22 protein-coding genes are annotated in these 22750 nt (G+C 67.2%); 20 read left to right on the forward strand and 2 right to left on the reverse strand.

All coding sequences use genetic code 11. The features are described 5' to 3' along the window. Window positions 1-58: 58 nt before the first annotated feature. From meaB to BST17_RS10365, 4 genes are all read left to right on the forward strand, one after another. Entirely contained in the window at window positions 59-937 is an 879-nt protein-coding gene (gene meaB, locus BST17_RS10350) for a methylmalonyl Co-A mutase-associated GTPase MeaB (protein WP_083057667.1), read from the forward strand. Window positions 938-1013: 76 nt separating this feature from the next. Further along, window positions 1014-1433, forward strand: a complete 420-nt coding sequence (locus tag BST17_RS10355) for a Zn-ribbon domain-containing OB-fold protein (protein WP_083057669.1) — start codon at window positions 1014-1016, stop codon at window positions 1431-1433. 41 nt (window positions 1434-1474) lie between these two features. Next, window positions 1475-2620, forward strand: a complete 1146-nt coding sequence (locus BST17_RS10360; protein ID WP_083057670.1) for a thiolase family protein — start codon at window positions 1475-1477, stop codon at window positions 2618-2620. A gap of 46 nt (window positions 2621-2666) precedes the next feature. Next, window positions 2667-3572, forward strand: coding sequence for an enoyl-CoA hydratase (locus BST17_RS10365; RefSeq protein WP_083057672.1), 906 nt, complete (start codon window positions 2667-2669; stop codon window positions 3570-3572). A gap of 61 nt (window positions 3573-3633) precedes the next feature. Here the strand turns inward: BST17_RS10365 and BST17_RS10370 are convergent, their stop codons facing one another. Together BST17_RS10370 and BST17_RS10375 are read right to left on the reverse strand one after the other, a co-directional pair. After that, window positions 3634-5256, reverse strand: coding sequence for an FAD-dependent oxidoreductase (locus BST17_RS10370; RefSeq protein WP_109750082.1), 1623 nt, complete (start codon window positions 5254-5256; stop codon window positions 3634-3636). 20 nt (window positions 5257-5276) lie between these two features. Continuing rightward, window positions 5277-5999, reverse strand: coding sequence for an IclR family transcriptional regulator (locus BST17_RS10375; protein ID WP_083057675.1), 723 nt, complete (start codon window positions 5997-5999; stop codon window positions 5277-5279). Window positions 6000-6112: 113 nt separating this feature from the next. Between BST17_RS10375 and BST17_RS10380 the strand changes: the two genes are divergently transcribed. From BST17_RS10380 to BST17_RS10455, 16 genes are all read left to right on the forward strand, one after another. Continuing rightward, the gene (locus tag BST17_RS10380) at window positions 6113-6988 is read left to right on the forward strand and encodes an alpha/beta fold hydrolase (protein WP_083057677.1); all 876 of its coding nucleotides are present in this window, start codon (window positions 6113-6115) and stop codon (window positions 6986-6988) included. Beyond that, a complete protein-coding gene (locus BST17_RS10385) occupies window positions 6982-8637 on the forward strand; it encodes a bifunctional 3-(3-hydroxy-phenyl)propionate/3-hydroxycinnamic acid hydroxylase (RefSeq protein ID WP_083057678.1) in 1656 nt (551 codons plus the stop codon). Before BST17_RS10380 ends, BST17_RS10385 begins: the two co-directional genes overlap by 7 nt. Then, on the forward strand, window positions 8591-9529 hold the full coding sequence (locus BST17_RS10390) for a 3-carboxyethylcatechol 2,3-dioxygenase (RefSeq protein ID WP_083057680.1): 939 nt from the start codon (window positions 8591-8593) through the stop codon (window positions 9527-9529). The genes BST17_RS10385 and BST17_RS10390 overlap by 47 nt, the downstream gene beginning before the upstream one ends. Continuing rightward, the gene (locus tag BST17_RS10395; RefSeq protein ID WP_083057681.1) at window positions 9526-11253 is read left to right on the forward strand and encodes an FAD-binding protein; all 1728 of its coding nucleotides are present in this window, start codon (window positions 9526-9528) and stop codon (window positions 11251-11253) included. The genes BST17_RS10390 and BST17_RS10395 overlap by 4 nt, the downstream gene beginning before the upstream one ends. Further along, on the forward strand, window positions 11250-12560 hold the full coding sequence (locus BST17_RS10400) for an LLM class flavin-dependent oxidoreductase (RefSeq protein ID WP_083057683.1): 1311 nt from the start codon (window positions 11250-11252) through the stop codon (window positions 12558-12560). The genes BST17_RS10395 and BST17_RS10400 overlap by 4 nt, the downstream gene beginning before the upstream one ends. 2 nt (window positions 12561-12562) lie before the next feature. Beyond that, entirely contained in the window at window positions 12563-13375 is an 813-nt protein-coding gene (locus tag BST17_RS10405) for a coniferyl-alcohol dehydrogenase (protein WP_207573610.1), read from the forward strand. Window positions 13376-13384: 9 nt separating this feature from the next. Continuing rightward, window positions 13385-14371, forward strand: coding sequence for a cyclase family protein (locus tag BST17_RS10410; protein ID WP_083057936.1), 987 nt, complete (start codon window positions 13385-13387; stop codon window positions 14369-14371). Then, complete coding sequence (locus tag BST17_RS10415; RefSeq protein WP_083057686.1) at window positions 14368-15192, forward strand: alpha/beta fold hydrolase; 825 nt, start codon at window positions 14368-14370, stop codon at window positions 15190-15192. Before BST17_RS10410 ends, BST17_RS10415 begins: the two co-directional genes overlap by 4 nt. Then, a complete protein-coding gene (locus BST17_RS10420; RefSeq protein ID WP_083057688.1) occupies window positions 15189-15992 on the forward strand; it encodes an SDR family NAD(P)-dependent oxidoreductase in 804 nt (267 codons plus the stop codon). The genes BST17_RS10415 and BST17_RS10420 overlap by 4 nt, the downstream gene beginning before the upstream one ends. Before the next feature lie 133 nt (window positions 15993-16125). Beyond that, a complete protein-coding gene (locus BST17_RS10425) occupies window positions 16126-16782 on the forward strand; it encodes a TetR/AcrR family transcriptional regulator (protein WP_083057689.1) in 657 nt (218 codons plus the stop codon). After that, complete coding sequence (locus tag BST17_RS10430) at window positions 16779-16973, forward strand: ferredoxin (RefSeq protein ID WP_083057691.1); 195 nt, start codon at window positions 16779-16781, stop codon at window positions 16971-16973. Before BST17_RS10425 ends, BST17_RS10430 begins: the two co-directional genes overlap by 4 nt. Before the next feature lie 6 nt (window positions 16974-16979). Then, complete coding sequence (locus BST17_RS10435) at window positions 16980-18197, forward strand: cytochrome P450 (RefSeq protein WP_083057692.1); 1218 nt, start codon at window positions 16980-16982, stop codon at window positions 18195-18197. 41 nt (window positions 18198-18238) lie between these two features. Then, window positions 18239-19408: an amidohydrolase family protein gene (locus tag BST17_RS10440; RefSeq protein WP_083057694.1), complete on the forward strand. Its 1170-nt coding sequence runs from the start codon at window positions 18239-18241 to the stop codon at window positions 19406-19408. Continuing rightward, window positions 19405-20673, forward strand: a complete 1269-nt coding sequence (locus BST17_RS10445; RefSeq protein WP_083057695.1) for a M24 family metallopeptidase — start codon at window positions 19405-19407, stop codon at window positions 20671-20673. The genes BST17_RS10440 and BST17_RS10445 overlap by 4 nt, the downstream gene beginning before the upstream one ends. Further along, complete coding sequence (locus BST17_RS10450; RefSeq protein WP_083057697.1) at window positions 20663-21796, forward strand: M24 family metallopeptidase; 1134 nt, start codon at window positions 20663-20665, stop codon at window positions 21794-21796. Before BST17_RS10445 ends, BST17_RS10450 begins: the two co-directional genes overlap by 11 nt. Next, window positions 21789-22748: an enoyl-CoA hydratase/isomerase family protein gene (locus BST17_RS10455; protein WP_083057699.1), complete on the forward strand. Its 960-nt coding sequence runs from the start codon at window positions 21789-21791 to the stop codon at window positions 22746-22748. Before BST17_RS10450 ends, BST17_RS10455 begins: the two co-directional genes overlap by 8 nt. The last annotated feature ends 2 nt before the right edge of the window (window positions 22749-22750 follow it).

Consider the following 22750-nt stretch of genomic DNA (forward strand, 5'->3'; position numbering starts at 1 on the left):
TCTCAACTACATCGAAGGGGCGGTGAATGTGAACCGCAGCGCCCTAGAGTCGCACGCAATGACGATCACCGAACTTCTGGCGGCGGCCCGCGGTGGCTCGCTGCGCGCCGTCGGCAAGCTGCTCAGCCTGGTCGAAAGTGACCGCCGCGCCGAGGTGTTGGCCGAGTTGCCCACCGGGCGGGTGCGCACCATCGGCATCACCGGCCCGCCCGGAGCCGGGAAATCCACCACGATCGCAGTGCTGGTCGCGGCGTATCGCGCGAGCGGATTGCGGGTGGCGGTGCTGGCCGTCGACCCGTCCTCGCCGTACAGCGGGGGAGCGTTGCTCGGGGACCGGATCCGGATGGCCGCGCACATCAACGATCCGGATGTCCTGATCCGGTCGGTGGCCACCCGCGGGCATCTCGGCGGGCTGGCGGCGGCGGTACCGGCGTCGATCACGCTGTTGGGCACGTTGGGCTACGACCTGGTGGTGCTGGAGACCGTCGGTGTCGGGCAGTCCGAGATCGAGATCGCCGCGGTGGCGGATCCGACCGTGGTGATCCTGAACCCCGGTGCCGGCGACGCCATCCAGGCCGCCAAGGCGGGCCTGCTGGAGATCGCCGACATCATCGTCGTCAACAAGGCCGACCGTGATGGTGCCGACCAGACCGCCCGTGAACTGCACATCGAGACCGGCCTGCCGATCCTCAAGATCAGCGCGACCCAGAACACCGGTATCGAGGAACTAGCGGCCGCTGTGGACGCCCACCACCGCGCCGATACCGCCGAGCGTCGAGGGGCCCGGGCGCGCCTGCAGATTCTGTCGCTGGCGCAGACCGCGCTGCGGACCCATCCCGGGCTCGACGAGCTGGCGGCCGATGTGGCCGACGGGCAGCTCGACGTCTATGCCGCGACGGCCCGGTTGCTGGATGGTGCGCAGGTCAAACCCGAATGAGAATGTGGTTTCCAGTTCCTAGAAATGCTATTGTACGAATTCGTTAATGAACTCTTCTTCGCATTCGAGGAGCCCGATGCAGAAGGCGCTTGCCCCCGAGATCTCCACCTGGCCCGATGAGAGCCCGCACCTCATCGGCAGCCGGTGCGGTGCCTGTGCGGCCGTGACGTTCCCGCGCCAGACGCACTGCCCCAAGTGCAGCAGGTCCGAGATGTCGGATCAGCTGCTGCCCCGTCGCGGCACCGTGATCGCTTGGACGACACAGGGATTCCCGCCCGGGGCGCCGTACGCCGGCCCGACCGGCAAGGACTTCGAGCCGTTCGGGGTCGGACTCGTGCAGTTGGGCGATGAGATCCGTGTCGAGGGACGCCTCACCGAGAACGACCCGGAGAAGCTGAGTTTCGGCATGGAGGTCGAACTGGTCATGGCGCCGTTCGCCACCGATGCCGACGGCGACGAGCTCGTCACGTTCTGGTTCAAGCCGGTTTCGCGATGATCGCCTGCGCGAAGAGCAACCACACACGGAGGTCCTGACAGATGAGTAATGACGTTGCCATCATCGGAGTCGGCATCCACCCGTTCGGCCGGTTCGACAAGACCGCCATGGAGATGGGTGCCGAGGCCATCCAGGGCGCGTTGACCGATGCGGGTCTGGAGTGGAAGGACATCCAGTTCGGTTTCGGCGGCAGCTATGAGGTGTCCAACCCCGATGCCGTGACCCGGCTGGTGGGCCTGACCGGCATCACCTTCACCAACGTGTTCAACGCCTGTGCCACCTCCGCCTCGGCGATCCAACAGACCGCCGACACCATCCGGCTGGGCAAGTACGACATCGGCATCGCCATCGGCCTGGACAAGCATCCGCGGGGCGCCTTCACCGACGATCCGGCCAAGCTCGCGCTGCCGCAGTGGTACGCCAACAACGGCCAGTTCGTCACCACCAAGTTCTTCGGGATGAAGGCCAACCACTACATCCACAAGCACGGCATCTCGGAGGAGACGCTGGCCCGGGTGGCCAACAAGAACTTCCGCAACGGCGAGCTGAACCCGAATGCGTTCCGTCGCAAGGAGATCTCCGTCGAGGAGATCATGGCCTCACCGGTGCTGAACTACCCGTTGCGCCAATACATGTTCTGCGCTCCGGACGAGGGTGCCGCCGCGGTCATCATGTGCCGCGCCGACATCGCGCACAAATACACCGACAAGCCCGTTTTCGTCCGTGCCAGCGAGATCCGCACCCGGACCTTCGGTGCCTACGAGGTGCATGCCACCTCCGCCCCGTTGGACGAGGATCCCTCGCCCACGGTGTTCGCCGCCAAGGCCGCCTACGAGGCCGCCGGTATCGGGCCCGAGGACGTCGATATCGCGCAGTTGCAGGACACCGACGCCGGTGCCGAGGTCATCCACATGGCCGAGACCGGGCTGTGCGCCGACGGCGAGCAGGAGAAGATGCTGATCGACGGTGCGACCGAGATCACCGGATCGATCCCGGTCAACACCGACGGCGGCCTGATCGCCAACGGTGAGCCGATCGGTGCCTCGGGCCTGCGGCAGATGCACGAGCTGGTGCGCCAGCTGCGCGGCGAGGCGGGGGAGCGGCAGGTTCCGAACAGCCCGCGGGTCGGCTTGGCACAGGTGTACGGCGCACCCGGCACCGCTTCGGCAACAATCCTCTCGCTGTAGGTGCCCCGCCCGGTAACGCCGTTCTCCGAGGAATAGAGTGCGAATCATGGCTGATAACCCGGACTTCCGCTTCGTCACCTACGAAACCCTCGACGAGGGCACCATCGCCCGGATCATGTTGAACCGGGCCGAAGCTCGCAACGCGCAGAACCGCGGCATGCTCGTCGAACTGCACGAGGCGTTCCTACGTGCCGAGGCCGATGACACGGTACGGGTGGTGATCCTCGGTGGGCATGGCCCGATGTTCTCGGCCGGCCACGACGTCGGGTCCAAGGTCCAGCTCGGCGAGTACTCACCCGGCCCGAACCAGCATCCGAGCTTCACCGTCAACGGTGGCACCCGCGAGGGTGCGGAGAAGTTGATGCTGCAGGAGTGGCATCACTACTTCGAGAACACCCGGCGCTGGCGCAATCTGCGCAAGATCACCATCGCCTCGGTGCACGGTGACGTCTACGCCGCCGCGCTGATGCTGATGTGGTCCTGCGATCTGATCGTGGCGGCGGACAACACCCGGTTCACCGATGTGGTCGGGACCCGGCTCGGCATGTGCGGCGTGGAGTATTTCGCGCACCCCTGGGAGTTCGGTGCCCGCAAGACCAAGGAGCTCATGTTGACCGGGGACACCCTCTCGGTCGAGGAGGGCCACGCCCTCGGCATGGTCTCCAAGATCTTCCCGGCCGACGAACTCGCCGACAAGACCGTCGAATTCGCCCGCCGCATCGCCAAGGTGCCCACCATGGCCGCGCTGCTGATCAAGGAATCGGTGAATCAGACCCAGGACAACCAGGGTTTCTACAACTCCCTGAACGCGTGCTTCACCATGCATCAGCTCAACCACAGCCACTGGTCGCAGGTGCACGAGAACGGCTTCCCGGTCGGGCTGGCCGAGGACGGCTTGGAGGACTGGCGCACCGCGGGCCCGCCGCAGGCCGCCGTGAAGGACCAGCCCTAGTTTTCCTGTGTGATTTCGGTGAGGATACGTGCGGTCAGCGCACGTATCCTCACCGAAATCACTATGGGGTGGGGGCGGATTCGCCGGTGGCGGCGGTGAATCCGCTGCGGTAGCCGAATGTCATCGCGGGCCCGAGGGTGCCACCGGCGCCACCGTAGGCCTTCCCGGTCACGCCGGCCATCGCATTACCCGCCGCGAACAGCCCAGGAATCGGTTGACCGCTGACATGGAGTACCCGTCCGTCTCGGTCGGTGCGCGGCCCGCCCTTGGTGCCCATCGCGCCGATCGCCACCGGCACGGCATAGAACGGCGCGGTGTCGAGCGGCCCGAGTGTCTGCAGCGCCGGTGAGGCGGCCGACGGGTCGCCCCAGTAGCCGTCGTATGCGCTTGCGCCGCGGTCGAAGTCGGGGTCACGCTCGTTCTCGACGTTCGCGTTCCACTGATCGACAGTCCGACGTAGTCCTTCGGTGTCGATGCCGGTCGCCGCGCCGAGATCGTCCAGAGTCGCCGACTTGTGGAACCAATCCGGCGCCTCGCCCCCGGGTTCGATGCCCAGGAACCCGTACCGCTTGAGGTGCTGATCGTCGAAGACGATCCACGCCGGGTCGTTGAGATATCCCGCGCGCGGGTCGAGATGGTGGAACGGGCCAGCCATCGAGTTGTACTCGCCGGCCTCGTTGAGGAATCGCTTGCCGGCCCGGTTGACGATGATGCTGCGCGGACGGGTGCGTTCCAGGCGCACGCTGCGGCTGCGCGGCCTACCGCCCAGGGTGTCGCCGGGGATCTGCACGATGGGCACCCACCAGGCTTCGCCCATGTTGGCCAGGTCGGCACCGTGCGCCATCGCCATCCGCAACCCGTCGCCGGTGTTGTTCGGCGGCGATACCGCGCCGCGCATCGGCCCGCGCAGGTAGGCATCCACAAGGTGTGGATCCCACTCGAACCCACCTGTCCCCAGGATGACCGCCTTGCGGGCCCGCACGCGGATGTCTGCGCCGCCGTGCTGGATCCGCACGCCGGTGATGCCCTCGGCGGATCCGTAGAGCTCGATCGCGCGCGCGTCGGTGACGGGTTCGATACCGCGGTCGAGCAGTCCCTTGAGCAGCCCGGCGATCAGCGCGATGCCTGCCACGCAGTAGTCACCGTCGAGGTCGTCGACGGAGGCGTGGATGCGGGCCTTGGTCTCGGCATCGATGCCGACGTTGCTGAAGTCCACCGGGAAGGAGGTGATCCGGTCGTGCCAGTCGCCCAGGGTGGCGAGGTCGAACGGTCTGGCATTGAGTGACCGGCCGCCGCCGGGCCGGCCGCCGGGCAGTTCGGGCTTGTAGTCCGGGAACCCCGCGGCGATCTCGAAGCGCAGGTCGCTGTGCTGTTCCAGGTAGTCCAGCATCACCGGCCCGGTGCGCACGAAGGTCTCGACCAGATCCCGGTCCATGGCCCCCAACGACTGTGCGGAAAGGTATCTCAGGGCATCCTCGACGGACAGTTCGGCGCCGTCGAGCCGGTTGTGGGCGGGAATCCAGACGATACCGCCGGAGACCGCGGTGGTACCGCCGACGGTGGGCGCCTTCTCGTAGACGGCGACGTCGGCTCCGTTGGTGGCGGCGGTCAGGGCGGCCGACAGGCCGGCGCCCCCGGTGCCGAGTACGACGACGTCGACCTCGTGATCCCATGGGTCGGGCACGGGCTCAGTCCTTTCCGTTGTCAGCCGAGAATCTCGGACAGTTGCTTAGCCGCGCGGATGACGGCATCGCGACCGGTGAGGACGACATCCTCACGGTGGGAGATCAGGTTGATGCAGGTCGGTGGGGAGGGCGGCCGGCGCCGGACCGGGACGGCCAGGCCGTAGGTGTCGGGCTCGATCTCGCCGTGGGTGATCACCCAACCCTGATCGCGGGCCCGGCGGACCAGTTCGCGCTCGCCGGGCCGCGGCGGCATGCTCGACAACAGGGCAATTCCGGCGGCGCCGCGCTCCAGCGGGTGGCGGCTGCCCTCGTGGAAGGACAGTTGGTAGAACACCAGCGTCGGCACGATCACCGCGATCGCGACCTGTTGATCACCCTCGGCGACCAGCAGGGAGACGGTGGTGCCCAGATCGTCGGCGAGCAAGCGCAACGTCGGCAGCGCGAGTTGGCGGACATTGTTGTCGAAGGATGCGCCCAACACCGCCAGAGCGGCGGCAGGCCGGTAGCGGCCATCCTCGCCCTTGGTGATGAACCGGGCCTGCGCCAGGGTGCTGAGCAGTCGGTAGGCGATGGTCCGGTGCACCCCGACGTAATCGGCGACCTCCGCCGCGGTGATTCCCGCGGGTGCGCTCGACACCGCCTGGAGGGCGGAAAGTCCGCGGGCCAGCGTCTGTGAACCGGCCGCCGGCCGGTCGGTGAATTCGCGTCCCGGGCTTGTCGCGGGTCCCTTGACAGACGTCATCGCGAGAGTGATGCTCTATAGATAGTGCACATAGATGTGCGATTTTAGCACAGATGATTGCGCGAAAGCGAGAATGGGATTTCCGGAAGGGGCCCACGACAACGGGGAGAGGCATGGCGGTGCGGCCGGAACACGAAAGTGTCTGGAGCGATCTTCAGGGTGTGGCGTTCTCGCAGGGCTACCTGGACGCGGGTGGCGTGCGGACCCGGTATCTGCATGCAGGAGAACGGGATAAGCCCACGCTGGTGCTGCTGCACGGCTCCGGCGGGCATGCCGAGGCGTATGTGCGCAATCTGGAGGCGCATGCCGAGCACTTCTCCACCTGGTCGATCGACATGCTGGGGCACGGCTATACCGACAAGCCCGGCCACCCGCTGGAGGTGAGTCACTACGTCGATCATCTGCTCGCCGTGTTCGACGCGATCGGCGTCGACCGCGTGCATCTGTCGGGTGAGTCGCTGGGCGGTTGGGTCGCCGCGCGGGCGGCGTCCGATCATCCCGACCGGATCGAACGGCTGGTCCTCAACACCGCCGGGGGGTCGCAGGCCGATCCGGAGGTGATGAAGCGCATCATCTCACTGTCCATGGCGGCCGCGGAGAACCCGGACTGGGATACCGTGCAGGCCCGCATCAAGTGGCTGATGGCCGACAAGTCCAAGGGTTACGACGATATCGTCGCCAGCCGTCAGAAGGTCTACCAGCAACCGGGTTTCGTCTCGGCGATGAGCGACATCATGGCGCTGCAGGATCCCGAGATCCGGGCGCGCAACCTGCTGGGGCCCGCGGAGTACGGCGCCATCACCGCGCCCACCATGGTGCTGTGGACCAGCGATGACCCCACCGCCGATGTGAGTGCGGGCCGGCGCATCTCGGAGATGATCCCCGGCGCCCGCTTCGAGGTGATGCCCGACTGCGGGCACTGGCCCCAGTACGAGGATCCCAAGACGTTCAACCAGTTGCACATCGACTTCCTGCTGGGGCGATCGTGACCGACACCGACGTCCTGATCGTCGGCGCCGGGCCGGTCGGCCTGACGCTGGCCAACATCCTGGGCCAGCAGGGGGTTTCGACGCTGGTGGTCGAGGACCGCGACACGCTGATCGACTACCCGCGCGGCGTCGGCCTCGACGACGAGTCGCTGCGGACCTTCCAGTCGATCGGACTGGTGCAGGAGATCCTGCCGCACACCGTGCCGAACCAGATCCTGCGCTTCTATGACGCCAAGCGGGAACTGCTGGCCGAGATGGCACCCCCGGACGCCCGCTTCGGCTGGCCCAAACGCAACGGTTTCGTCCAGCCACTGGTCGATGCCGAATTGCTGCGCGGCCTCGACCGGTTCGCCCATGTGCAGGTGCGGTGGAGCACCCGGATGCAGAACTGTGCCGTCGACGACGACGGGGTCACGGTCGAGGTGGTGTCCGCCGGTGCCACCGAGTCCGTGCGGGCGCGGTACGTGGTGGGCTGCGACGGTGGGCGCAGTGCGACACGGCATCTGATGGGGGTGTCCTTCGAGGGCACCACCTCGGCCACCCGCTGGCTGGTGGTCGATCTGGCCAATGACCCGCTCGGGCATCCCAACAGCGAGGTCGGCGCCGACCCGGACCGACCCTACGCCTCGATCTCGATCGCGCACGGCATCCGCCGCTTCGAGTTCATGATCCACGCCCACGAGACCGACGAGCAGGTCGAGCAACCGGCGTTCATCGAGCGCATGCTGGCCCCGTTCGTCCCGCACCCCGACCGGGTCGACATCATCCGGCATCGCGTCTACACCCACCATTCCCGCATCGCCGGATCGTTCCGGAAGGGTCGGCTGCTGCTCGGCGGGGACGCCGCCCACCTGATGCCGGTGTGGCAGGGGCAGGGGTACAACAGCGGCATCCGCGACGCCGCCAACCTCGGCTGGAAACTGGCCGCCGTCGTCAACGGACAGGCCGATGACGCGTTGCTGGACAGCTACGATGCCGAACGGCGCAAGCACGCACGCGCCATGATCGACCTGTCCACGCTGGTGGGCCGGGTCATCTCACCCACCAACCGCCACGTGGCCACCCTGCGGGACAGGGTGATCCGCGCCGCGTCGGTGGTTCCCACCCTCAAGCGCTATGTGCTGGAGATGCGCTTCAAGCCGATGCCGCGTTATGACACCGGTGCGGTGGTGCACAACGAGTCCGCCTCGGCGGTGCCGCCGGCGGGCACGCTGTTCATCCAGCCGGCCGTCGACACCCGGGTGGCCCAGAACGTGCTGCTCGACGAGATCCTGGGCACCGGATTCGCCGTGCTGGCCTGGAACAACAACCCGCGTGCGCTGCTGAGCGTTGACACCTACACCCGATGGAAGACGTTGGGTGCCAGCTTCATCGAGGCGCGACCGAACACCCAGCTGCATTGGTCCGGCCACGATGACCCGGGTGTCACGATCGTGGGTGACCGCACCGGCGCGCTGAAGAAGTTCTTCGACGCCCACACCGAGTCGGTGCTGTTCCTGCGGCCCGACCGGTGCATCGCCGCCGCCTGCATCGCCCAGCTCTGCGATGACACCAGCGCCCAGCTGTTCGGCGTCCTGCATCTCACCGGGGGAGGTGAAGCCGATGTCGCGCGTCGCCCTGTGCTGCATGTCGCACAGCCCCCTGCTTAACCTGCCCGGACCGTCTGCGGATCTGCTACAGGACATCACCGCGCAGTTGCAGACCGCGACGGCCTTCGTACGCGACTTCGACCCGGAACTGGTCGTGGTGTTCTCACCCGATCACTACAACGGTTTCTTCTACCGGCTGATGCCGCCGTTCTGCATCGGCACCGCAGCCACCGGCGTCGGCGACTACGGCACCCGGTCGGGCCCGCTCGACGTCGCCGCCGACACCGCGACCGCGATGGCAACCGCGGCGTGGGATGCCGGTGTCGACGTGTCGCTCTCGGCGGCAATGGATGTCGACCATGGCACCGTGCAGCCGTTGGACACCCTGTTCGGTGACCGGACACCGCCGATCGTGCCGGTGTTCATCAACTCGGTGGCCACTCCGCTGGGTCCGCTCAAGCGCGTCCGGGCCCTTGGCACCGCCATCGGCGACTACCTCGCCGGTGTGGACAAGCGCGTGTTGTTGCTGGGTTCGGGCGGCCTGTCCCATGATCCGCCGGTGCCCACGCTGGCGACCGCACCGCCGGCCGCGCTGGACCGGATCGTCGGCGGCGCACCGATGAGTGCCGACGCGCGGGCGGCACGCCAGGACGCGGTGATCGCCGCGGCCCATGCCTTCGCCCATGGCGACAGCCCGTTGCAACCGCTCAACCCGGATTGGGATCACGCCTTCCTGGATCTGCTGGACAACGACCGGCTGGCCGAGGTGGACGGCTGGCGCAACGAATGGATCGCCGCCGAGGCAGGCAACTCCGCGCACGAGGTGCGCACCTGGGTGGCGGCCTTCGCCGCCCTGTCCGCACTCGGCGCGTACAAGACCGAGCAGCGCTACTACCGCGCGGCTCCAGAACTGATCGCGGGCTTCGCGATCCGGACGGCGGTACTTTCATGAGTGAGTCCACAGCCCGGTTCGACCACACCGTCGACGTCCTGGTCGTCGGCTCCGGCGGTGGCGGCCTGACGGCGGCGTTGAAGGCCACCGCGAACGGACTCGACACCCTGGTGGTGGAGAAATCCGCCAAGTTCGGCGGTTCGACCGCACTGTCCGGTGGCGGTATCTGGGTGCCCGGGGCACCCGCGCAGCGCCGCGCCGGCTACACCCCCGACCCCGACGGTGTCTTCGAATACCTCAGGACCATCACCGACGGTCTGGTCAGCGACGCCCGGCTGCGCACCTACGTCGACATGGCGCCGGAGATGATGGACTTCCTGGAGCGCTGCAGCGACTGGTTCGAGTTCGTCTGGAAGCCCGGTTACGCCGACTACTACCCGGAACTGCCCGGTGGTTCCGAGCGCGGCAGCACCATCAACGTCCCGGAGATCGACCTGCGCGCACTCGGCGCGGAGGAGCAGAACATGCTCGCCCCGCTGGCGCTGGCGCCCAGGGGGATCTGGTTCGCGCCCAAGGACCTTCGGTTGTTCTACCAGGTGCGGCAGAACTGGCGTGGCAAGGCCGTGCTGGTCAAGCTGATCTGGCGGATGTTCCGGGCCCGGGTGTTCGGGGACCGGATGGCCGCCATCGGGCAGTCGTTGATGGCCCGGATGCGCCTGGCACTGGCCGAACACGACATCCCGCTGTGGTTGTCGGCGCCGATGACCGAGCTGATCACCGAGGTGGACGGCCGCGTGGTGGGTGCGGTCGTCGAACGCGACGGCACGCCGGTACGCATCGCGGCCCGCGGCGGCGTCGTGCTGGCCACCGGTGGCTTCGATCACGACATCCAGTGGCGCCGTCAGTATCTGCCGCTGTTGGAGAAGGACTGGAGCTTCGGCAACCCGGCAGCGCTGGGTGACGGGATCCGGGCCGGTGAGAAGGTGGGCGCGGCAACCGATCTGCTCGACGAGGCCTGGTGGTTCCCGGCCATGTGCTGGCCGGACGGCCGGTTGCAGTTCATGCTCAACGAGCGGATGATGCCGGCCCAGTTCGTGGTCAACGGAGCCGGCGTGCGGTTCATCAACGAGGCGGCGCCCTACATGGACTTCGCGCACGCCATGATCGAGGGGCAGCAATCGGGAGTCACCCACGTCCCGTGCTGGCTGGTGACCGATATCAAGTCCTTCCACCGCTATGTGGTCGGCGGGCACCTGCCGATCCCGAAGGTGCCGTTCGCGCCGGTGCCGACCGGCCGAAAGATCCCGCAGGCCTGGCTGGATTCCGGCATCGTGGTGGCCGCCGACAGTTACGAGGAGTTGGCCGTCAAGATCGGAGTGCCACCGCAGGCGTTGCGCGACACCGCCGTCCGGTTCAACACCCTGGCCGCCACCGGACACGACGACGACTTCAACCGCGGTGACAGCGCGTACGACAACTACTACGGCGACCCGACGCTGCCCAACCCGAATCTCGCGCCGCTGGGCAAGCCGCCCTATCTGGCGTTCCAGATCATCCTCGGCGACCTGGGCACCTCGGGCGGGTTGGTCACCGACGAGCACGCCCGGGTGCTGGGTGAGGACGGCGGCGTCATCGCCGGCCTCTATGCCACCGGTAATACCTCGGCGGCGGTCATGGGTCGCAGCTACGCCGGCGCCGGCGCCACCATCGGACCCGCCATGACGTTCGGCTACGTTGCGGCACAACACATATCTGAGAATTCCAAGAGAGAGGTAACCGCATGAAGATCTCGCTGTTCTACGAGTTTGCGCTGCCGCGTCCGTGGTCCGACGATGATGAGCACCAGATGTTCCTCGATGGCCTCGACGAGGTGGAGGCCGCGGACAAGGCCGGCTTCTCCACCGTCTGGCTCACCGAGCACCACTTCCTGGAGGAGTACTGCCACGCGACCGCGCCGGAGATGTTCCTGGCCGCGGCCAGCCAGCGCACCAAGGACATTCGACTTGGCTTCGGTGTCATGCATCTGCCGCCGCCGATCAACCACCCCGCGCGGATCGCCGAGCGGGTGTCCACCCTGGACCTGATCTCGAACGGACGTGTCGAATTCGGCACCGGCGAGGGATCATCGGTCGCCGAACTGGGCGGGTTCAACATCGACCCCGCCGACAAGCGCACCATGTGGGAGGAGGCCCTCGAGGTCTCCATCCGCTGTATGACCGAGGCGCCGTTCACCGGATTCAAGGGCGAGCATGTCGAGATGGCGGCCCGCAACGTCATCCCCAAGCCGCTGCAGGATCCGCACCCGCCGGTGTGGGTGGCCTGCACCCGGCCGTCCTCGGTGCAGATGGCGGCCCAGAAGGCCATCGGCGCACTGAGTTTCGCCTACACCGGACCCGAGGCGCTCAAGGACCGGGTGGACGGTTACTACCGCGACTTCGAGGAGCAGGGCACGCCGGTCACGCCGGCGATCAACCCCAACATCCTGGCCATCGGCGGCGATCTGTCGATGATGGTGGCCCGCAATGACGACGAGGCGATCAAGCGCCTCGGAATCGGCGGCGGTTTCTTCTCGTTCGGCATCATGCACTACTACCTCACCGGTATGCACACCCCCGGCCGCACCGGGGTGTGGGATCTCTACGAGCAGGCCGTGAAGGATGATCCGACGCTGGCCTACGGCCCGGGCCGCGGCGCCATCGGCGGACCGGACACGGTGCGGGAGTTCCTGCGCGGATACGAGGCCAGTGGCGTCGACGAGATCATCCTGCTGCTGAACCCGCGCAGCCACGAGGGCACCATGGAGTCCATCGAGATCATGGGCAAGGAGATCCTGCCCGAGTTCATCGAGCGCGACGAGAAGGCCAGGGCCGCCAAGGCCAAGCGGCTCGAGCCGGTCATCGAGAAGGTGGAGGGCCGCCGGCAGAACTGGGACGCGCCGTTGTTCGACGAGACCTACTCGTTCGGTGGCCTGCCCACCGGCCGGGGTGGCAAGTTCACCGCCGGGGAGATCCCCGAGGCGATGGCCGAGATCAACGAGGGCCGCGTGAAGGCCGCGCAGCTGGAGAAGGAACAGCGCGGGGCCGCAAGCTGACCATGGGCGGTGAACGCTGGCGCTATGACGGGCGCCGGGTCGTGGTGACGGGATGTGCATCAGGTATCGGTGCGCATCTCGCCGCACAACTGGCCGATCTCGGTGCCCGTGTCACCGGAATGGATCTGCGCCGACCCGCCTGTGTCCCCGACGAGTTCGTCGAGGTCGACTTCGCCGACGAGGCGTCCGTCGACGCTGCTGTCGCCGCGATCGAGGGACCGGTGGACGCGTTGTTCAATGTGGCCGGGGTGTCCTCGGGGATCGGCAAGCCGCTGCTGGTCGCCACCATCAACTTCCTGGGGATGCGGCATCTCACCGAGGCGCTGCTACCGCAGCTGCCGGCCGGCTCGGCGATCGCCAACGTGTCCTCGCTGGCGGCGGCCAACTACCGGGAGAATGCCGCGGTGACGGCCGGTCTGCTGGCGACCCGGTCGATGGCCGAGGGCATCGCCTGGTGCCAGGAGCATCCCGAGGCGCTCGCCGACGGCGGCTACCGGCTGTCGAAGGAGGCCATCATCCTCTACGGCATGGCACAGGCGATCCCGCTCGGCGAGCGCGGCATCCGCATCAACTGCACCGGGCCGGGCGTCACCGAGACCCCCATCCTGGATCAGCTGCGCTCGGCCTATGGGCAGGACTACCTGGATTCGTTCCCGACGCTGCTCGGCCATGTGTGCGGACCGGATGAACAGGCCTCGGTGCTGGCCTTTCTCAACAGTCCAGCGGCAAGCTACATTTCGGGACAGGTGATCTGGGTGGACGGCGGTATCGTCGCCCACCGGATCGCGCAGGCGACACTGGAAGGAATCGACTAGATGTCCACCATGCAGGATTTCCGCCGGGTCGCCGATGATGTGCGCAACTGGGGCCGCTGGGGTGACGACGACGAACTCGGCACGCTCAACCTGATCACCGAGGAGAAGGTCGCCGAGGCTGCCACGCTGGTCAAGCGCGGCAAGGTGATCTCACTCGGCGGAGACTTCGGATCCAACGGACCGCAGGGTGCGTTCAAGTTCCGGATCAACCCGATCCATGTGATGACCGTCGACGGTGGCGACGCCGAGACGCTGGTCAAGTACGCGCCCGAGTGGGCCCGCAAATCCGTTGCCCAGGAACTCAGCTCATTCTTCGTCGACAACCCGTTCCGGTTCAACGACGACATGATCACCATGTCCCTGCAGTCGGCCACGCAGTGGGACGCGCTCTCGCACGTGTACTACGAGGACAAGCTGTACAACGGTTTTCCGGCGGACTCGGTGACCAGCTTCGGCGCCTACCGGTGCGGTATCGAGAAGGTGGACGGTAAGGGCATCGTGTCGCGCGGTGTGCTGCTCGATGTCGTCGCCCACCGCGGCGAAGAGGTGTTCTGCGCGCCCGGCCGGCCGATCACCCCGGCCGAACTCGACGATATCGCCGCCGCACAGGGCGTGCGGATCGGCCGCGGCGACATCGTGGTGGTGCACACCGGTTGGTGGACGCGTTTCCTGTCCACCGGCGACGGCCACGAGGCCGGCTCCGGGCTGCACTGGACCTGCGCCTCCTGGCTGCACGATCACCAGGTCGCCGCCGTCGCCTCGGACAACCTGATGGTCGAGGATCCCGACCCGGCCAACGGTGTCGAGGGCACCTTCCTGCCGATGCACATGATCTGCCTGCGGGACATGGGCCTGATGCTCGGCGAGTACTGGGATCTGACCGGGCTGGCCGCCGACTGCCGCGCCGACGGTGTCTACGAGTTCCAGCTCATCGCGCCGCCGCTGAAGGTGGTCGGCGCGGTCGGCGCGCCCGTCAGCCCGATTGCCATCAAATGAGTTTCCGGCGCACGGCGATCACCGTCGACGGTCTGCGGACCAGCTATCTGGACGCCGGTTCCGGCGACCCGGTGGTGCTGTTGCACGGCGGCGAGTTCGGGGTGAGTGCCGAGCTGGGCTGGGAACGGGTGATCGACCTGCTGGCCGAGCACTACCGGGTGCTGGCACCGGACATGCTGGGGTTCGGTGACAGCGCCAAAGTCGTCGATTTCACCGACGGCCGCGGGATGCGGATCCGTCATATCGCCGCGTTCTGCGCCGCCGTCGGCGTGCCGGTGGCGCACTTCGTCGGCAACTCGATGGGTGCGATCAACCTGCTGGTCGACGCGACGTCGGAGAATCCGCTGTTGCCGGCCCGCAGTCTGGTGGCCATCTGTGGCGGCGGGGAGATCCAGAAGAACGAGCACACGGCCGCGTTGTACGACTACGACGCGACGCCCGAGGCGATGCGCCGCATCGTCACCGCGCTGTTCTCCGACCCCGCGTATGCCGCCGACGAGTCCTATGTCCGGCGACGTTTCGAATCCAGCATCGCCCCGGGCGCCTGGGAATCACTGGCGGCGGCCAGATTTCGCCGACCCGGACTGGAGGCGCCGGCGCTGCCGTCCGCGCAGCGCGCCTACGAGCGCATCACCGTGCCCACGCTGATCATCGAGGGCGCCGCGGACAAGCTGCTCCCGTCCGGATGGGCCGCGCAGATCGCCGCGCAGATCCCCGGCGGGCAGTCCGTGGTCATCGACGACGCCGGACACTGCCCGCAGATCGAACAACCCGCAGCCGTCGCACAGGTGCTGCTGGACTTCTTGAAAGGCGCTCCATGACAGGCGAACTGGACGGCAAGGTGGCCGTCATCACCGGTGGCGCCGGCGGATTGGGCGAAGGTTTGGTCCGCCGGTTCGTCGCCGAGGGCGCCCGGGTGGTCTTCGGTGACGTGGACGGCGAACGCGGCGCGACGCTGGCCACCGAACTCGGTGCCACGGCGCGGTTTCTGGGCACCGACGTCACCGACACCGCGCAGATCGCCGCGCTGATCGGCACGGCCGTCGACGTGTTCGGCGGCCTGGACGTCATGGTGAACAATGCCGGGGTGTCGGGCACCATGCACCGGCGGTTCCTCGACGACGACCTCGCCGACTTCGACGCGGTCATGCGTGTCAACGTGCGCGCCGTGATGGCCGGCACCCGCGACGCCGCCCGGCACATGGCCGAGCACGGCGGCGGGTCGGTGATCAACCTGACCTCGATCGGTGGCATCCAGGCCGGGGGCGGGGTGATGACCTACCGGGCGTCCAAGGCCGCGGTCATCCAGTTCACCAAGTCCGCCGCCATCGAATTGGCGCATCACGAGGTCCGGGTCAACGCCATCGCACCGGGCAACATCCGTACCGCCATCGTGGCGAAGTCGGCGTCGGGGGAGGACCGGGAGCGCCTGGAGGAGTTCGAGGCCAAGATCCGCGCCCAGATGCGCAACGACCGGCCGCTCAAGCGCGAGGGCACCGTCGACGACGTGGCCGAGGCCGCACTGTATTTCGCCACCGACAAGTCGCGGTATGTGACGGGCACCGTGCTGCCCATCGACGGTGGCACGGTGGCCGGGAAGGTGATCGTGCGCAAGGCGTGATTTCCTGCGCGACCGTGCGTTCTCTCGGTCTGCGCATGGCGTGTCGGGCCGCAGACGCGCACGCTCGCCGGACCGGGTCGGCCATTTAAATCAAGTGCTTGACTTAATTACAGGAGAGGCGTTGACTGTAACGGTGACCGCAGCCAGACCCCTGCGGACCGAGCGGGCGAGCAGCACCCGCGAGGCCATCCTGACCGCCGCCGAACGGCTCTATGCCGAACACGGTGTCTTCGCGGTGTCCAACCGGCAGGTCAGTGAGGCTGCCGGACAAGGGAACAACGCCGCCGTCGGCTACCACTTCGGTACCAAGACCGATTTGGTCCGCGCCATCGAGCAACGCCACCGCGAACCGATCGAACAGATCCGCGGTCGGCTGGTGGCCCGCACCGACGAGCACACCGACCTGCGCGGCTGGGTGGAGTGCCTGGTCCGTCCGCTCACCGACCACCTGGCCGACCTGGGCAACCCCACCTGGTACGCCCGGTTCGCCGCGCAGGCCATGACCGATCCGGCCTACCACGGCATCGTGGTCCGCGACGCGCTGAGTTCGGCCTCGCTGGTCCAGGTGATCGAGGGCATCAACCGCTGCCTGCCCGAGCTTCCCGCAGAGGTTCGCTACGAGCGCAACATCATGGCGCGAAACCTGTTGATGCACAGCTGCGCCGACCGTGAGCGGGCGTTGACCGCCGACCCGGTGGCCGCAGTGCGGACCTGGAGTGCGGCCGGTGCCGGTCTGATCGACGCGATCGTCGGGCTCTGGTTGGCGCCGGTGACCGGGGAGCCCGCATGAGAGTCACCGTGGACCAGGACAAGTGTGTGTCCTCGGGGCAGTGTGTCCTCAACGCGATGGACGTATTCGATCAGCGCGATGAGGACGGCGTCGTCGAACTGCTCGTGCCCGAACCCGACGCCGATCACCACGACAACGTGCGCGCCGCCGCCGCGGCCTGCCCAGCCCTAGCCATCGACATCCAAGACTGAGGGATCATGTCCGAAACGCTGACCGAAACCGATATCCCGGAATACCCGATGGAGCGGGAGGCGTCCTGCCCGTTCGCCCCGCCGCGCCGAATGCTCAACAGCGACAAGGGTCTGTGGCGGGTCAAGATCTGGAATGGTGACACACCCTGGTTGATCACCGGCCACGAGGAGGCCAAGGCGCTGTTCGCCGACGCCCGGATCAGCGTCGACGACCGACGCGACGGCTTCCCGCACTGGAACGAGCACATGCTGTCGACGGTGGACAAGCGGCCGCGCTCGGTGTTCACCGCCGACGCCGAAGAGCACACCCGGTTCCGTCGGATGCTGTCCAAGCCCTTCACCTTCCGGCGCGTCGAGGGTCTGCGACCGGTGATCCAGAAGATCACCGACGAGTGCATCGACGAGATCCTGGCCGGTCCGCAGCCCGCCGATATCGTCGACAAGCTGGCGCTGCCGGTACCGACCGTGGTGATCAGCGAGATGCTCGGCGTCCCTTACGAAGATCACGAGTTCTTCCAGGAGCATGCCAACGCCGGCCTGGCCCGCTACGCGGCGGCCGACGCCATGCAGAAGGGCGCGATGAGCCTGCACCAGTACCTGATCAACCTCATCGAGAAGAAACAGGCCGACCCGGCCGTGGATGCGGTGTCGGATCTGGCGGAGCGGGTCAACGCCGGTGAGATCAGCGTCAAGGAGGCCGCCCAGCTGGGCACCGGCCTGCTGATCGCCGGGCACGAGACCACCGCCAACGTGATCGGCATCGGTGTCCTGGCGCTGCTGGAAAACCCCGAGCAGGCCGACTTCCTGCGCAACGCCGACGATCCCAAGGTCATCGCCAACGCCGTCGAGGAGTTGATGCGCTACCTGTCGATCATCCAGAACGGCCAGCGCCGGGTTGCCATCGAGGACATCGAGATCAGCGGTGAGACCATCAAGGCCGGCGACGGCGTGATCATCGACCTGGCCCCGGCCAACTGGGATGCCAAGGCCTACCCGGAACCGGACAAACTCGACCTGTCCCGCAACGCAAGCCAGCAGCTCGGCTTCGGTTACGGCCGGCACCAGTGCGTCGGCCAGCAGCTGGCCCGTGCCGAACTGCAGATCGTCTTCCACACCCTGTTGCGTCGCATCCCGACCATGCGCCTGGCCATCCCCTTCGACCAGGTGCCGTTCAAACACGACCGGCTCGCCTACGGCGTATACGAACTTCCGGTGACCTGGTAAGCCGACCGCACTCCCTTCCAACAGCCCAATCGGAGACGGAAATGACCACATCCACGCTCTACCCGCCACAAGGATTCGGTGCCCCGAAGGACCGCCGCGGCCACGCGTCGCCGGATGGACCGGCAGGGCTTCCCAAGGACACCGAGATCTTCTCCGCGGACAACCACATCTCGGTGGCCGACGACATCTTCTACGACCGGTTCCCCGAGGAGCTCAAGGGCGCCGCGCCGCGGATCTGGTACGAGGACGGCGCCTACATGGTCGGTATGAAGGGCAAGGCCTGGACCGGTGGCGATTTCGGCCGGGTGCTCATGCAGTACGACGATCTGGCCGGTGCCGCGTCCAACAACATCGAGGCCCGCATCCGCGAACTCAAAGAGGACGGCATCGACAAGGAACTGGCGTTCCCCAACGCCGTGCTGGCGTTGTTCCACTACCCGGACAAGTCGCTGCGCGAGCGCGTATTCCGCATCTACAACGAGCACATCGCCGACCTGCAGGAGCGCTCCAATGGGCACTTCTACGGCGTGGGCCTGATCAACTGGTGGGACCCCAAGGGAACCCGCAGCACGCTGGCCGAGCTGAAGTCTCTGGGAATCAGGACCTTCCTGCTGCCGCTCAATCCCGGCAAGGACGACGAGGGCAACATCTACGACTACGGCGGCGCCGCGCTGGACGCGGTATGGGACGAGATCGAGGACGCCGGACTGCCGGTCAGCCACCACATCGGGGAGACCCCGCCCAAGACGCCGTGCGAGAACAACAGCGTCGTCGTGGGCATGATGGTCAACGTCGATTCGTTCCGCGAACAGTTCGCCAAGTACCTGTTCTCCGGCATCCTGGACCGCCACCCCAAGCTCAAGATCGGCTGGTTCGAGGGCGGTATCGCCTGGGTGCCGACCGCACTGCAGGACGGCGAGCACATGCTGGCCTCCTATCGGCACATGTTCAATCACGAACTGCAGCACGATATCCGGCACTACTGGTACAAGCACATGAGCGCCTCGTTCATGGTCGACCCGCTGGGGCTGCGGCTGATCGACGAGATCGGCGTGGACAACGTGATGTGGTCCAGTGACTACCCGCACAACGAGTCCACCTTCGGGTACTCGGAGAAGTCGCTGGCCACCGTCGTGGACGCCGTCGGACCGGAGGACGCCGCCAAGATCGTGTCGACGAACATCCAGAAGTTCCTCGGTCTGCAGTCATGACGGCGGCGACGCGTTCCGGGGTCACCCAGATCGCCCGGACCGGATACAGCTGGCTGGACATCCCGGACGAACCCGACCTGGACCGGATGCGCCGCGAGGTGTCGGCGCGGCTGCAGGCGGCGATGGCCGAGCAGGGCGTCGATGTCCTGGTGCTGCTGGGCAACAGCAACGTCATGTACGCGACCGGGATCAGCTGGCCGCTGGCCGACGCCGGGTTGTCCCATATCGAGCGGCCGGTCGCTGTCGTAGTGGCCGGCGACGAAAATCCGCATCTGTTCCTCCCGTTCCGCGAGGGGTCTGCGAGTGAATCCGGGCTGCCCGACGATCACCTCAACGGGCCGGTGTATCTGGAGTTCGACGAGGGCGTCGAGGATTTCGCGCGGATCCTCGGCCGCCTGCTCCCGTCCGGTGCCACCATCGCCGTCGACGAATTGACCGGTGCGATGCGCCGGGCCGGCAGCGCACTGTTCCCGGTCGAGCCGGTCGACGCGGCACCGGTGATCGGCGCGGCCAAACTGGTCAAGACCATCGATCAGATCTCCTGTATCCGGCGGGCCTGCCGGATCACCGAGCAGGCCGTCGCCGAGATCCAGACGTCGCTGGCGCCGGGAGTGCGGCAGATCGACCTGTCCGCCGAATTCGTCCGTCGCACCTTCGAACTCGGCGCGACCACCAACATGTTCGACTCCATCTGGCAGGTCATGCCGGCCTCCAAGGCGGCCGGCACCTGGACCACCACCGGCGATCTCGCCCTGCCACTGCTGACCACCGAACGCGAGGTCGCCGAGGGCGATGTGTTGTGGACCGACGTCTCCATCGCCTACCGCGGATATTGCTCCGACCACGGGCGCACCTGGATCGTCGGTCAGGACCCGACCCCGGCCCAGCAGGCGCAGTTCGACAAGTGGCGCACCATCGTCGACGCCGTGCTGTCGGTGACCCGGGCCGGTGCCAGCTGTGGTGACCTCGGGCGCGCGGCGACCGCTGCCGCCGGCGGGCAGAAGCCCTGGTTGCCGCACTTCTATCTGGGCCACGGGATCGGGACCAGCGCCGCCGAGATGCCGATGATCGGAACCGATCTCGGCCAGGAGTGGGATGACAACTTCGTCTTCCCGGCCGGCATGCTGCTGGTGTTCGAGCCGGTCGTCTGGGAGGACGGCACCGGCGGATACCGCGGTGAGGAGATCGTGGTGGTCACCGAGGACGGCTGGATGCCGCTGACCGCATATCCGTACGACCCCTATGAGGTGTCCGGTGGGAACTGAGATCGAGGCCGACGGCCGGGCACTGCGGGTCAGCCGTCGCGAGCGCGCCATCGCGCAGATGGACGCCCACGACCTGGACGTTTTGGTGCTGGGGCGGCAGGCCAACGTCCGTTACATCTCCGGGGCGCCGCAACTGTGGGTGGTGGGCACCCGGCCGTTCGGGCCCATCTGCTCCTATGTCCGGGCCACCGGTGAGATCCACCTGAACAGCACCTGGGACGAGGGCATCCCCGAGGAGATCCCGCACGAGAATCTCTACGGGTTCGCCTGGAACCCGATGACCCTGGTCGGGATCATGCAGAAGATGAAGGGTGCCGACACCGCGCGACGGGTCGGAACCGACGCGCTGACACCGATGTTCGCCAAACTACTGCCGATGGTGTTCTCGAACGCGGAGCTCGTCGACGCCGAGCCTGCCATGCGGGCCGCCCGGCGGGTCAAGACCTCCGAGGAGATCGTCGCGCTGCGCCGGGCGCTGATCGTCGCCGAGGAGGCCCTGGCCAAGGGGGCCGCCGAGCTGACGCCCGGCACCAGCGAACAGCACCTCGCCGGGGTGATCCTGGAGGCCGAGGCCGCCGGCGGGGTCAGTACCCCGGCCACCCAGGACGCCGCGTGGGTGACCTCAAAGGACCACCCGTGGCGGCGCGATCGCGGCGACGGCACCGTCCGCGCGGGCGATCTGGTGGCACTGTCGGCCGGGGTGCTCGCCGACGGCTACGTCGCGGAGGTGGCACGCACCTTCCACATCGGCGAACCGACCGATGCGGTCCGGTCGTTGTACCGGCGCCGGGACGAGCTGTGGGACAGGCTGATCGATGCCTGCCGGCCCGGCAACCCGACCAGCGCGCTGCTCGACGCCTACGCCCAGGCCGGTGAGCCGTTGCCGGCGATGCCGGTGGCGCACGGCCTCGGGCTCGGATTCGACCCGCCGGTGGTGTCACCGGCCCTGCGTGCCACCGCCGAACGCGACGTGCTGACCGACGGCAACGTGCTGGCGGTGACCGGGTATGTCTGGGAGCCCGGCGTGGGCGCGGTGTTCACCCGCGATGCCGTGGTGATTGGCGCGGACGGACCCACGGTGCTGACCCAGACGCCGTCGACGAGTGAGGGAGCCCATGTCTGAACGTCCCACCCCGGAGGAGATCATCCTCTACGAGAAGGACCGCAGGACCAAGATCGCGACCATCACATTCAACCGGCCCGAGTTCCTGAACGCCCCCACGTCGATGGCGCGGCTGCGCTATGCCGATATCCTGCGGGCGGCCAACGCCGACAACGATGTCAAGGTGGTCATCATCCGCGGCGTCGGGGACAACCTGGGCAGCGGTGCGGATCTGCCGGAGTTCATGGAGGGCAACGACAATCCCGCTGCCCGGCTGGCCGAACTACGGCTGGAGGATGACGGCGTCGGCGAGGTGACATACCCGCCCAAGGGCACCTTCCGCAACGGCGCGACGATCAGTTCGTGGTACGCCAACTCCCAGGCCGGTAACCGCGCCCTGCAGGACTTCAAGAAGATCAGCATCGTCGAGGCCAAGGGGTACTGCTACGGCTGGCACTTCTACCAGTGCGCCGACGCGGATCTGGTGATCTCCAGTGACGACGCGCTGTTCGGGCATCCGTCGTTCCGCTATCACGGCTGGGGGCCACGGATGTGGACCTGGGTGCAGATGATGGGGCTGCGCAAGTTCCAGGAGATGGTCTTCACCGGGCGGCCCTTCACCGCGGCCGAGATGTATGACTGCAACTTCCTCAACAAGGTCGTCGCGCGGGAGCAACTCGAGGACGAGACGCGGAAGTACGCGCTGGCCTGTGCCCGGAACCGGCCGGTGGACACCGTGTTCCAGCAGAAGATGTTCTTCGAGATCTTCAAACAGCAGCAGGGCGAGTACATGGGCAGCCTGCTGAGCGCGTTCTTCGAGTCGATGGGCAACGGCGTGGCCAACGACAGCGACGACGATCTGGACATGTTCGAGTCCATCGACTCCGGTCTGTCGGCCGCCGTCAACGACAACGACAGCAAGTTCCCACCCGACTTCCGGTTGTCCAAGAAGAACCGGGCGAAACCCGAATAGCC

It is taken from the genome of Mycolicibacterium bacteremicum, assembly GCF_002086115.1.
Lineage (GTDB): Bacteria > Actinomycetota > Actinomycetes > Mycobacteriales > Mycobacteriaceae > Mycobacterium > Mycobacterium bacteremicum.